Annotated in this window: 14 protein-coding genes; 8 read left to right on the forward strand and 6 right to left on the reverse strand. The window is 39.5% G+C overall.

The genetic code is table 11. The features are described 5' to 3' along the window. Positions 1-39 precede the first annotated feature (39 nt). The gene (locus tag SanaruYs_RS06985) at positions 40-1,557 is read left to right on the forward strand and encodes a GH3 auxin-responsive promoter family protein (RefSeq protein WP_127121804.1); all 1,518 of its coding nucleotides are present in this window, start codon (positions 40-42) and stop codon (positions 1,555-1,557) included. A 3-nt stretch (positions 1,558-1,560) separates the two neighbouring features. Here the strand turns inward: SanaruYs_RS06985 and SanaruYs_RS06990 are convergent, their stop codons facing one another. The 6 genes from SanaruYs_RS06990 to SanaruYs_RS07015 all read right to left on the reverse strand — a co-directional run bounded on the left by SanaruYs_RS06990 (position 1,561) and on the right by SanaruYs_RS07015 (position 7,090). After that, positions 1,561-3,027: a cryptochrome/photolyase family protein gene (locus SanaruYs_RS06990; RefSeq protein WP_127121805.1), complete on the reverse strand. Its 1,467-nt coding sequence runs from the start codon at positions 3,025-3,027 to the stop codon at positions 1,561-1,563. 42 nt (positions 3,028-3,069) lie between these two features. Next, positions 3,070-3,693, reverse strand: coding sequence for a deoxynucleoside kinase (locus SanaruYs_RS06995; RefSeq protein WP_127121806.1), 624 nt, complete (start codon positions 3,691-3,693; stop codon positions 3,070-3,072). 117 nt (positions 3,694-3,810) lie between these two features. Beyond that, complete coding sequence (locus tag SanaruYs_RS07000; protein WP_127121807.1) at positions 3,811-4,671, reverse strand: DUF4097 family beta strand repeat-containing protein; 861 nt, start codon at positions 4,669-4,671, stop codon at positions 3,811-3,813. Positions 4,672-4,719: 48 nt separating this feature from the next. After that, the gene (locus SanaruYs_RS07005; protein ID WP_127121808.1) at positions 4,720-5,655 is read right to left on the reverse strand and encodes a TPM domain-containing protein; all 936 of its coding nucleotides are present in this window, start codon (positions 5,653-5,655) and stop codon (positions 4,720-4,722) included. Positions 5,656-5,685: 30 nt separating this feature from the next. Continuing rightward, on the reverse strand, positions 5,686-6,336 hold the full coding sequence (locus tag SanaruYs_RS07010) for a TPM domain-containing protein (RefSeq protein ID WP_127121809.1): 651 nt from the start codon (positions 6,334-6,336) through the stop codon (positions 5,686-5,688). 37 nt (positions 6,337-6,373) lie between these two features. Next, the gene (locus SanaruYs_RS07015) at positions 6,374-7,090 is read right to left on the reverse strand and encodes a pyridoxine 5'-phosphate synthase (protein WP_127121810.1); all 717 of its coding nucleotides are present in this window, start codon (positions 7,088-7,090) and stop codon (positions 6,374-6,376) included. A 67-nt stretch (positions 7,091-7,157) separates the two neighbouring features. Here SanaruYs_RS07015 and SanaruYs_RS07020 point away from each other — a divergent pair, with 67 nt between their 5' ends. From SanaruYs_RS07020 to porG, 7 genes are all read left to right on the forward strand, one after another. Then, positions 7,158-7,607 carry a GatB/YqeY domain-containing protein gene (locus SanaruYs_RS07020; RefSeq protein ID WP_127121811.1) on the forward strand — a complete coding sequence of 150 codons (450 nt, stop codon included), beginning with the start codon at positions 7,158-7,160 and terminating at the stop codon, positions 7,605-7,607. Next, positions 7,604-8,101, forward strand: a complete 498-nt coding sequence (locus tag SanaruYs_RS07025) for a CvpA family protein (protein ID WP_160118602.1) — start codon at positions 7,604-7,606, stop codon at positions 8,099-8,101. Before SanaruYs_RS07020 ends, SanaruYs_RS07025 begins: the two co-directional genes overlap by 4 nt. A gap of 87 nt (positions 8,102-8,188) precedes the next feature. Further along, positions 8,189-8,941: an alpha/beta fold hydrolase gene (locus SanaruYs_RS07030; RefSeq protein WP_127121813.1), complete on the forward strand. Its 753-nt coding sequence runs from the start codon at positions 8,189-8,191 to the stop codon at positions 8,939-8,941. Positions 8,942-9,001: 60 nt separating this feature from the next. Beyond that, positions 9,002-9,640 carry a CBS domain-containing protein gene (locus tag SanaruYs_RS07035; RefSeq protein ID WP_246011866.1) on the forward strand — a complete coding sequence of 213 codons (639 nt, stop codon included), beginning with the start codon at positions 9,002-9,004 and terminating at the stop codon, positions 9,638-9,640. Between the two features lie 88 nt (positions 9,641-9,728). Continuing rightward, positions 9,729-10,601, forward strand: a complete 873-nt coding sequence (locus tag SanaruYs_RS07040; RefSeq protein WP_127121815.1) for an NAD kinase — start codon at positions 9,729-9,731, stop codon at positions 10,599-10,601. A gap of 44 nt (positions 10,602-10,645) precedes the next feature. Next, a complete protein-coding gene (locus SanaruYs_RS07045) occupies positions 10,646-11,686 on the forward strand; it encodes a DUF6089 family protein (RefSeq protein WP_148115037.1) in 1,041 nt (346 codons plus the stop codon). Continuing rightward, positions 11,686-12,360, forward strand: coding sequence for a type IX secretion system protein PorG (porG, locus tag SanaruYs_RS07050; RefSeq protein ID WP_127121817.1), 675 nt, complete (start codon positions 11,686-11,688; stop codon positions 12,358-12,360). Before SanaruYs_RS07045 ends, porG begins: the two co-directional genes overlap by 1 nt. The last annotated feature ends 26 nt before the right edge of the window (positions 12,361-12,386 follow it).

The raw sequence follows: 12,386 nt of genomic DNA on the forward strand, positions 1-12,386 counted from the left end.
AAGGATTAGCTTATTTTTGAGGCTACCTAAATCTTAACCATGGGTCTGTTTAATACGATTGTAACTTGGGCTATGAAGCACCGCTTTAGTCAGATTGAGCGGTTTATGAATAACCCTCATGAGGTGCAGTCTGAGCTTTTACAAAACATATTGCTTTCAGCAAGGCACACGGAATTCGGACAGCGTTACGATTTTAGATCAATAACAAATCATGATCAATTCAAAAGCAGGGTGCCTGTTCACTCATACGAGGAATTCTATCCCTACATAGAACGCCTGATGCGGGGTGAACAAAATATTTTATGGCCTAGCGAAATCAGGTGGTTCTCAAAATCATCAGGCACTACTAATGCGCGAAGTAAATTTATTCCTGTTTCGCCAGAAGCTCTTGAGAACTGTCATTTTAAGGGTGGTAAAGATTTATTGTCTATCTACATCAACAATTATCCTGACACAAAAATTTTTGACGGCAAGGGTTTGGGTGTTGGGGGCAGTCATCAGGTAAACGAGCTTGATCCGACAGCCGCCTCATTTTATGGTGATGTGTCAGCGGTAATTATGCAGAACTTGCCTGTTTGGGCTGAGTTTATCCGAACCCCCAGTTTGCAAACAGCCTTAATGAATAGCTGGGAGGAGAAAATTGAGCGAATGGCGCAAGAGGTATCGCAGGTAAATGTTACACAAATAGCTGGTGTTCCCACCTGGACTATACTATTGATTCAACGCATAGTCGAATTGCAGGGCAAAAAAAATATCCTGGAAGTTTGGCCCTCTTTAGAAGTTTTCTTTCACGGAGCAGTTGCTTTTGGCCCTTACCGCTCATTATTTAAATCACTTATCCCTTCCGATAGCATGAATTATTGGGAAACCTATAATGCAAGCGAAGGATTTTTTGGCATACAAGACCAAAAAAATTCGGAAGAGCTTTTGTTAATGCTGGATTACGGAATTTACTATGAGTTTATTCCTGTTGAAGAACTCGACAAAGATAATCCAATAGCCCTTTCGTTAGAGCAAGTGCAACTGGGTAAAAACTATGCGATGGTCATTAGCACTAATTCCGGACTGTGGCGTTACAACATTGGTGATACAATAAAATTCACCTCTAAAAATCCATATCGTATTAAAATATCAGGACGCACCAAACACTTTATTAATGCTTTTGGTGAAGAAGTGATTGTTGAAAATGCTGAACAAGCCATTGCGAAAGCTTGCGAAAGTACTGGAGCAGTAATAGATAACTTTACAGCAGCTCCGGTTTATTTGCAAGAAGGAAAAAAGGGTGGGCACGAATGGATCATTGAGTTTAAAAGGAAGCCAGATGACCTGAAGATTTTTACGCAAATTCTGGATGACACTTTACGCACCATCAACTCGGATTACGATGCCAAGCGAGTAAGGGATATTGCTCTAATTGCTCCGATTATACACAGTGCTGCTGAAGGCACATTTTATAATTGGATGAAGAAGCGTGGTAAATTAGGTGGACAGAATAAAGTGCCACGCCTGTCTAACACACGAGAGTATGTTGATGATTTGCTTCTAATGATGGATTGAGTTTTAATTTAATTTTTTCAAAAAATCTTCCGCAACTTTCAAATGTGCGGTTAGTTTACTTTTTTCCATTTTATTAACAAGATTTACCATCATGCTCATGCGATGGTTATTTTTAAAAATATCCTGATGCTTAAAAAGAAATCTCCAGTAGAGTGCATCCCAAACCGCACACCACTCTCCTTTTTTATAATCACTCATCTTTAAAACATAATTTGACCCTGACACGTAAGGCTTGGTGGTAATAAATCCGCCATCCGCATATTGACTCATGCCATATACGTTGGGTACCATTACCCAGTCGTAAGCATCAATTAATAATTCCATAAACCAGCGGTACACTTCATCAGGATCAAATTCACACAGTAACATAAAGTTGCCTAATAACATTAGTCTTTCAATATGATGGCAGTATGCGTTAGTTAAAACTTTTTTAATAGTATCATCAATAGGCTCAATACCAGTTTCACCTTTCCAAAAACTTTCAGGAATCTTTTTATCGAAATTAAAAAAGTTGGTTGTCCTTTCCCTAACACCTTCAAACTCATAGACTCCACGCATAAATTCACGCCAACCAATAATCTGCCGAATGAATCCCTCCAGACTATTTAGTGGAAAATTCTTTTTTGCGTGAAGACGCAACGTTTCATCAACAATCTGTTTAGGTGTAAGCAAGCCAATGTTCAGCGCAGGGGTTAGTATTGAATGAAAAAGGAGTGACTCCTTTTTTGAAATGGCGTCTTCGTATTCTCCAAAATGCTGCATTCTGTTTTCTAGAAAATCACTCAAGGCAGTCTTAGCTTCATCGTGTGTGGTTGGATAATTAAAGCCATCGGATGAGCCGTAGGCATTTGGGAATTTTTGGCTTACATAATTTTGGGCCTCTTTCACAAATTCATTTTTAGGAAAAGATTTGTAAACCGGTAGCTGAATATTTTTGGGAAGCTTCTTTCTGTTATCCTCATCAAATGACCAACGTCCTCCTATTGGCTCTCCATCATCTTCCAATAGCATCTTAAATTTTTTGCGTTGCTGTATGTAGAAGGGCGCCATGAAATATTTTTTTCCTTTCCCTAGCTGCTGTTGGAATTCCTCAGGAGTTAACAAGAAATTTTCACTCTTGTGTTTTAGTAATTCAAACTTATACTTTTTACTAAAGCGCAATATTCTTCTTTCTAATAGGTAATCCGTTGTATCTGTGTAGTAAAGTTTTTCTATTTTATTATCTGATATTTTTTGAAAGACTGTCTCTAGGCTCTTTTTGGTATCAAAGTCTATGTACTGCACCTTGTATCCTTGGTCTTCAAGCTCTGACTGATAATATTTCATAGAGGCCCTATGAAGCACAAGCTTTTGCGCATGAAACCTGTATTGTGAAAAGTATAGCTCATCCTCCATCAGGTAGATAGAAGTACTTTTGTCGAATGGGATTGATTGATAAAGTTGATGCGGAAAAATAAAGGCTGCTTGCATATTGCAGAAACAGCCTTTGTTCGTATTTGTTTACATAATCAACTAGCCAAACAGACTGTTGATCTCTAAATCAATTTTATTAACAATAAATGCGAAATCTTCTGTGTTATCTAGAAAATTCATGTTGTTGACATCTACTATCAACAACTTGCCATCAGAGTAGGATTTGATCCATTCCTCGTAATGCTCATTAAGGGTTTTAAGGTAATCAAGACGTATAGCATACTCATAGTCACGCCCTCTCTTCTGAATTTGCTCAACCAGCTTTGGGATGTCAGCCCTCAAATAAATTAATAAATCCGGTGGCTCAACAAATTTCACCATCGAATGAAAAATGTCGAGGTAACTTTTGTAGTCACGTTCATTAATATGACCGCTTTTGTGGAGGTTAGCCGCGAAGATATAAGCATCCTCATAAATGGTTCTGTCCTGAACGGTTACATTGCCTGTACTTCTGATTTCATTGATTTGTTTAAAACGGCTATTCAGAAAATATATCTGTAGGTGAAAAGCCCATCGCTTCATGTCTTCATAAAAATCGCGGAGATATGGATTGTCCTCTACAGATTCGTATAAAATCTGCCAGCCGTAGTGTTTACCTAACTTTCCGGCCAGAGTGGTTTTACCGCAGCCAATATTTCCAGCAATTGCAATGTGTTTCAGCATAGACCGCGAAGGTAAAAGGCATTCTGCCGTACACAAAATTGAAGTGTTAATTATTAAAAAAAGATCCTGTCAAATCTCATCTGACAGGATCATTATTCCTTTAATCAGGAATAGAGGCTACTTAGCAATGAGCTTTACACTGGCATCATCGGCCCTAACCTTTACCCTGGCTGTACCACTGCCCAAGGTCAGTTTTTTGAAACTCTCCGTCTCTTCTAATACTTTAAAATCGCCATCTGCTCTAATACTGCTGTCGTCATGCCTGATGCTAAATTCACCACCACCACTTAAAATGTCAAAAAACACCATACCATCCTCCGTGTCTATGTCGTACTCACCACCATTTTCAAGCGAAGTGTGAACAATAAAGTCACCATCATCGAGACGGGCATTAATTTGGCTAAAATGTGCGTCTAAAATTTCAACATCTGCGTCATCAGCCACAACTTCTAACGATCCTCTCCCTTTATCCATTCGTATATCACCATCATCAAGTCTGAAACTAAAACGATCTCCACCACAACTAGTTAATTGAGCATTCCCATCATCGAAATTCATAGAGATGGCACCATTTATATTTTTTATGGTATAATCGCCATCATCTCCACGAATAATCAGGCTTACTCCTTCAGGTGCTTCTATTAAAATTTTATAATCCTCATTATAGTAACCAATAATGCCAATATTCACGCTAGATTGCTGTTCGCGAATAATAAGATTACCATTTTCTGCATTAACGCTTACATTAAAACTACCCTCACTTTTGTACCAACCTTTTACCGTTACTACCCTATCGATTTTAACACGGGCTGTGGCTCCTCTTGAGGTGCCCGTTATTAGCACATCTGCATCAGAAGAATTTAGATCAATAGTGCCATTGCTGGAAACTGCATATTCTTTATCAAGATGAAAATCATCTTGCTGTGCAAATGCAAAACTTACTATAAAAACTAAGCTAAGGGTTAATGTGGTATTCATGGGATATTGGTTTATCCCTAAGACGCATCTTTTAAACAAAGGGTTGCATCACCATGAGCCGCTGCTTCCACCGCCTCCAAAACTGCCCCCACCACCTGAGAAACCACCTCCGCCAGACCATCCACCACCACTTCCACCACCAATGAACCATCCACCACCTCCAGACCATCCGCCTCCGTTGCCACGGTTATTGTTCTTCATTTTCTCTGCCATAGTTTTTCCCCAAGCAGTTTTAGGTAAAATCATTTTTAGAATAGGCAGACCTAAAGCATAGGTAGCTAATGCTGCAAGTCCTCCATTAACGCCTAGGACAACTAACGGGAAAGTTCCGTAGAAAGGAATGAGAAATGCGTAAAGTCCCCATCCGGCACAGCCTGGGGTAAACAATGCCAAGAAGGTAAAAACGAAGAGTATACCAAATACAAAAAGGCCAATAAGTACCCTGTCTCTTGTTGACATGCTGTCAAGTGAGTTTTCTCCACCAGCATTATTCTCTGTATTGTACTCACCTTTAATTGCCAACATAATACTGTTTACACCAGCCATTATTCCAGCATCATAATCTTGTCTGCGAAAGGCTGGAGCAATTTCATTACGTATTATCCTGCTACAAAGGGCATCAGGTAATGGGCCCTCTAATCCTTCACCCACTTCAATGCGCATTTTACGATCGTTGATAGAGATGAGTAAAAGAACACCGTTATCATTTTTTTCCGTGCCAAGTTTCCATGCTTCCGCTACTTTAAGCGCATAATCTTCAACAGATTCCCCTTCTAGAGAAGGTATAATTAAAACAGCAATTTGGTTTGTGGTTGAGTCCTCAAAAACTTTAAGCACGTTTTCTAATTGCTGCGCAGTTTGTGCAGATAACACCTTGGCTTCGTCATGTACACGCATGCCCCAAAGTTCGGGTACGGTTAATTGCGCCTTAACTACAAAGCCACAAAGTAATATTAATGTGATTAAGAATATTGATTTTTTCATGAGCATGAACAGTCGGAGAACAATAAAAAATTAACCAATGCGTAAGTCGTCATTCAATTCATTTACATCGTCAGCAGCGACAGTGAAATTATTTTGCAGTAAAATCTGACCACATTGTTTAATACAATGCTCAAGACCACCAATGGTATCTCCATTTTTTATTTTTTCAATCAGTTGTCTTACCATTTGATCCCACTCTCTTTGATCGACAACCTTACTTATGCCTTTATCGGCCATCACAATAACCTCATGTTCAAAAAATGAAATAAAAATCATGATACCAGTTCGCTGCCTTGTGTTAAATACCTCTTGCTCTAAAAAAGCAGACTCAGCTTTCAGCTTGGTGGCTTTGTCCATATGCAGTTGTGTAAGCATAAGGCGTTTGGCAGGATCCCAAAAGTGGGATAACAAGCCACCAAAAAAACCCAGCGTTAGCACCGTAATGAAAATAATCAGGGGATCGTAAATAGCGAGTTCAGGAACGTATCGATCAAAGATTACAATACAAAGAAAAGTAATGGCAGCCAATGCCATGGCAGAGCGATAACCAGCAATGGCATAAACGCCACTTCTTTCTACCATTACGGGCACAATCTCACCCGAGACTTTACTTTCAGCTTCTTTTACAGCTGCGCTGATGCGCTGTAAGTCGCTATCGCTAAATTTCTTTTTTAGGTTCATATGCTTGCGGTGAAAAGTAAAGTTAACTCAAAAAGAGTTAGACTTTTAGTTTCTGCAAGTAAAGCTGAAGGGTATTCTCAAGACCATAATACAGCGCGTCACAAACAACGGCATGGCCAATGCTCACCTCGTCTAAATGAGGCACTGATTTGGCAAAAAAGTTCAGGTTATTCAAGTCAAGGTCGTGGCCCGCATTTACACCCAAACCCAATTCGTGTGCTACCCTTGCACTTTCTATATAAGGTTTCACAGCCACCTCAGGGCTTACTAAAAATTCACGAGCGTAAGACTCTGTGTATAACTCGATGCGATCGGCTCCAACTTTGGCAGCTCCCTCCACCATGTGGGGTTGAGGATCAACAAAAATGGAAACGCGGGCTCCGTTTTTCTTTAATTCTTGAATAATTTCTTTAAGAAATGCCTGGTTTCGAATAGTATCCCAGCCAGCGTTTGATGTCAGCACGTCTGGCCCATCTGGAACAAGCGTTGCCTGTGCTGGCTTGGCTTCAATGATAATTTGCTGATAGCGCTCATCCGGATAGCCCTCGATATTGAATTCAGTTGTCACAACATCCTTAAGTTGCATCACATCTGTATAACGAATATGCCGCTCATCTGGTCTGGGGTGCACCGTTATACCTTGCGCACCAAAGCGCTCACAATCAAGGGCTGCCTTTACTACATCCGGATTGTTTCCACCCCTGGCATTTCTGAGTGTGGCGAATTTGTTAATATTGACGCTGAATCTAATCACCTCTTTAAAACAGATAGAACAAGAAATCGTTTCACAAAAATTATCTTTACACAAGTAAAATCAAAGTATGAGCTTAAAGCAACAAATAGACCAGGATATTAAGCAAGCCATGTTGGCCAAAAATAAAGAAGAACTTGAAGCCTTACGTGGTATCAAGTCACTTATTCTGTTGGCAGAAACCGAAAAAGGTGGTAGTGGGGAGGTTGCGTCCGATGTGGAAAACAAGCTGCTCATGAAAGCAGCCAAGCAACGCAAGGAATCTGCTGATATTTTTACACAGCAAAACAGAGCTGATCTGGCCGAGAAGGAGCTAAAACAACTTGAAGTAATCAGCCGTTATCTGCCAAAGCAATTAAGTGAAGAAGAGCTCACGTCAGAACTAAAAAAAATAATTGAGGCTACCGGTGCAAAGTCGCCAGCTGAAATTGGTAAAGTAATGGGTGTAGCCACCAAACAGTTGTCAGGTAAGGCTGATGGGAAAATGATTTCAGAACTTGTTAAAAAGTTATTGGCTTGAGTTATATAGATATTGCCCTTATTCTTTTTCTATTATTGGGAGCCTACAGTGGTTATAAGGAAGGGTTTCTGATGGAGCTTTTCTCGGTGCTGGCCATTTTATTAGGTATTTTAGGTGGTTTCAAATTGATGGGCAATGCCATGGTATTACTCGATCAACAATTTAATATTGATGAACCCGTACTACCATACCTTGCCTTTATTGTAGTTTTTATTCTGGTGGTAATTGTTGTCAGACTCATTGGTAAATCAATCAGAGCCTCCATTGATGATAGCTTTTTAGGTAAAGTGGATCAATCGGCAGGTGCTTTTTTGGGAATTTTTAAATCAGCATTTATGTTAAGTGTTGGTCTGTGGATTATTCAATCACTTAAAATAGGCTTTCCTGAAAAATGGACAGATGATGCTTGGCTCTACCCAAAACTCGCTGTGCTTGCCCCTACAGTTGCAGAATGGGTAAGTGAATATGTGCCCTTGTTAAGCGATATATTTTGATTCTTTCTTTCATTATGTAAGAAAGCGCCCATTTAGTGCAAGGTATATTTCTATTTTTTTACTTACTTATCATCCGAAATTAATGTTATGGCCTTAGTTGTTAAAGAAGAAGGGGAGTTCAAATTTGTAGATGAAGGCAGTGGCCCTGTGCTGCTTTTGTTGCATGGCCTCTTTGGTGCTTTAAGTAATTGGGAAGGCGTTACAAACCGTTTCTCAAAAAACTTTAGAGTAATTATTCCCATGCTCCCTATTTATGAAATGCCCATTAGAGAAGCTGGCATTGATGGGCTCAGAAAATTCGTTGAAGAGTTTGTTGCACTTAAGAACCTCAATGATATGATCATTATGGGAAATAGTCTTGGGGGACACGTTGCACTTGCCTATACTCTCAAAAATCCTGACAAAGTAAAGAAACTTATACTCACGGGAAGTTCTGGCCTGTTCGAAGATTCTATGGGAGGATCTTACCCTAAACGTGGTAATTACGAGTACATAAAAGAACGTGTTGCGTATACATTTTATGACCCCAAAGTCGCTACTAAAGAATTGGTAGATGAGGTTTTTGAAACCACCAACAGCATTCCTAAATGCATGCGTATTGTAGCCATTGCCAAATCTGCCCAGCGCCATAATATGGCAACTGATATACCCAACATTAAGGCACCAACCTTTTTGGTTTGGGGTCTTAATGATACAATAACACCACCCATTGTCGCCCACGAGTTTAACAGACTTATTCCAAATTCAACATTACAATTCATTGATAAATGCTCGCACGCACCCATGATGGAGCATCCTGAAAAGTTTAATGAACTTGTTGAAGATTTTATGCTTAAATAACGGCAGAAAGGTAATTGCCTTATGCCCTAATAAATGATAGCTGAAGACTTGATAAACCACATGATACCCCCGCTGAAGGGAACAGATGATGCTCACAAAGCTATCGTGTGGATGGAAGAATTCCGTTGTAATTATCTACCAGTAGTTGAAGAAGGTAAACTGCTAGGCTTCATTTCAGAAGAAATAATATTAGAGACTAACGATATAGATCGCGAGGTAAAAAACTTTAACCTTCTGGGTGAAAAAAGTTTTGTTCAGAAAGGAACTCACTTCTACGATATTCTGAAGGTAGCAGCTGAAAATAAAGTACAAATGGTAGCTGTATTGGACGAAGAGAATAATTATTTCGGTGTTATAACGGTGCAAGATACTATGGCATCCTTTGCACAAACAGCTGCAGTTCAAATGCCTGGAAGTGTGTTAGTGCTTTCCATGAACCATATTGATTACTCATTGGCAACCATCAGCCGTTTAATTGAAGAAAATAACGCAAAAATTTTGAGTAGTTTGGTAAAAGAAGATCCATTAGATAATTCTAGATTACGTCTTGTTCTCAAAATCAACCAAACAGATTTATCCAGAACGGTAGCCACGCTGGAGCGTTTCGGCTATAGGGTTATTGGTCGGTATCAAGAGTTACAGCAAGAACCAGCCAACAAAGAGCGAATCGACATGCTTTTACGCTATCTCGACATTTAATCTCTTATCTACAGTCATTTTTCTCCATAAAAGATTTCTATCTTTAACTTTTTCAGCCATTTAACACGAGCTACTTAAAGTCAGATATATGCAAGTTGGATTGCATGGAAAGGAGTTTTCACTAAAATCGCTACCTGTTATTGAAAGGGTATTAGACCTGATTCATGAACATGGTGCGGAGGCTTGTGTCTCATATTCTTTTGCCAGTCAGTTAAAAAAGGTTGGATCAAAGCAAAAATTTAAGATTTACGAAAAAGGCAACTCCTTAAAGCAAATGAAATTTGTTTTAAGCCTTGGTGGCGATGGAACATTGTTGGAAACAGTTTCGCATGTTGGCAGTGCAGAAGTACCAGTTTTGGGTATTAATTTAGGTCGTTTGGGTTTTTTGGCAACTATTAATAAAGACGAAACCACTCTGGCTCTTGAAAAATTATTCGAAGGAGCTTATACAATAGACAGAAGGTCGCTTCTTAGATTAGAACTTAAAGACAATCTTTTCGATGGATTAAACTTTGCCTTAAACGATTTAACTGTTTTAAAAAAGGACACGGCAACGATGCTGATAATCCACACACACATTGATGGTGAGTATCTTAATTCTTACTGGGCAGATGGCCTTATCGTTTCTACACCCACAGGAAGTACAGGTTATAACTTAAGCTGTGGTGGACCCCTTATCCATCCTAAATCATCAAACTTTATAATAACGCCTGTTAGCCCTCACAATTTAACAGCAAGACCAATCATTCTTCCCGATTCTTCAGAGATAACTCTTGAGGTTGAGGGCAGAAGCAAGAACTTTTTAATTACGCTTGATAGTCGCGTGGCTACTGGAGTTTCTGGGTTAAAAATACTTGTGAAGCGCGAAAACTTTACCGCTAACCTAATTCAATTAGAAGGGCAGCATTATTTCAAGACACTTCGTAGTAAGCTTAACTGGGGTTTAGATATTAGAAACTAATTTTTGACTATTTTTGCAAGGCTTTAATCATCAACATCATAGATATGCGTAGGGGTTTTGTTATTTGTTTGGCTATAGCGGCTTTTTTACTCACAATCGATTCGGAAGCTCAGATGAATCGTAAAAGAATTAAAAAGAACAATCGCTCTATTGCACACTTTAAGGGGAAGAAAAGAGGTTTTGATCCTGCAAAAAAGTATAACGCGCTGGGCATTTCTCTAAATGCGCTCAATTACTACGGGGATATTGCCCCGCTTCCTAACAGAATTAGCACGGATATAGGCTTTACAAGGCCTGCCATTGGCGCTTCATTTACTCACCGATTTGGCCCATTTTATCAATTAACCGCAGGATTTTCCTATGGTACATTGGCAGGTTCAGATGCGGAATCAGCAGATCCAAGTGACGATAATTCAGCATATAGATATGTAAGAAACCTAAGCTTTAGGAACAGAATAAAAGAATTGTCGGTGGTAGGGCAATTTGATTTATTTCCTAACCAGGGCACGTACATTAGCCGGGTAAGGTGGAGTCCCTTCGCCTATGTAGGATTAGCTGTTTTTCATCATAACCCTCAGGCGCAAAATGCCGATGGTGAATGGGTAAACCTTCAACCTCTTGGTACTGAAGGGCAATACGCTCAATTAAGTCCAACTGATGTTAACTATGGTATTAAGCCATATAAACTTATTCAACTGGCCATACCTTTTGGTATTGGTGCCCGTTTCCGCGTAAATGAAGTAATTGATATTTCTGCTGAATTCGGATTCCGCTATCTGTTTACCGACTACATTGATGATATAAGTCAGAATTATGTTAACCTGGACTTACTTTCGGATGAAGCCAAAGCATTTTCCTACCGATCAAACCTGGTTAATCCATCGAGTAGTCCCCTAGTTGCAGAAAGATTGGCCAACACACATCCCACACTTACGTACAATGGTAGCCCTCTTATCAATGGTTATGGTCATGAAGATCAGTATAGTTGGCGCGGAAATAAAAATGATCGCGACATTTACACAATTACAACTATACGTTTAACGTATATACTGGGTAAAACCTTTCATAGGGCAAAATTCAGATAATGCGCTTTTGCTTCACTATTATTATTCTTTCGTATTCTTTTTTGGCAAGTGGTCAAAGAGCTGAAGTAGGTTTTGGACTAGGTACGTGGAATTACACTGGTGATTTATCCAGAACGTACAACATTCTTAATGTAAAGCCTGCAGGCACCATCCTTTATCGATCAAACCTGGGGCGCGCTATCAGTTTCAGAACTTCAGTTACCGCAGGTAAAATTGCTGCCAGCGATGATCGCCCAATCGATGCCTTTGCAACAAACAGAGGTGCATCCTTTAATCTATTTTTATACGAATTAGCGCTTGCCACGGAGTATCATTTCTTAGACTGGCGGAGCGAAAAGAGGCCTTTGCGCTTTACTCCCTATGTTGTTGCTGGCCTTGGTTTATTTGGTATGGCAGGGCAAATAGAAAAGTCTGCTGAATACAGCAGTATTCAGCCTTCAGTGCAATTGGGTATTGGGTTCAAGTATGTAATTAATCCTCTGTGGTACCTAAGTTTAGAGTTTAGTAGCCGGAAGACATTTTTTGATTACCTAGACAATGTTTCGGATGGGAATATCTCCAATAAAAACTATAGATATGGAAATCCTAACGATAACGATAGCTATCATTTTTTGGGGATTACCTTAACCAGAACTTTTTATACCATACCCTGCCCCACCAATCCTTATAAGTAAGCTCGAAAATTTGGCTTTACTTGCTT

This window comes from Chryseotalea sanaruensis, assembly GCF_003990915.1.
Classification (GTDB): Bacteria; Bacteroidota; Bacteroidia; order Cytophagales; family Cyclobacteriaceae; genus Chryseotalea; species Chryseotalea sanaruensis.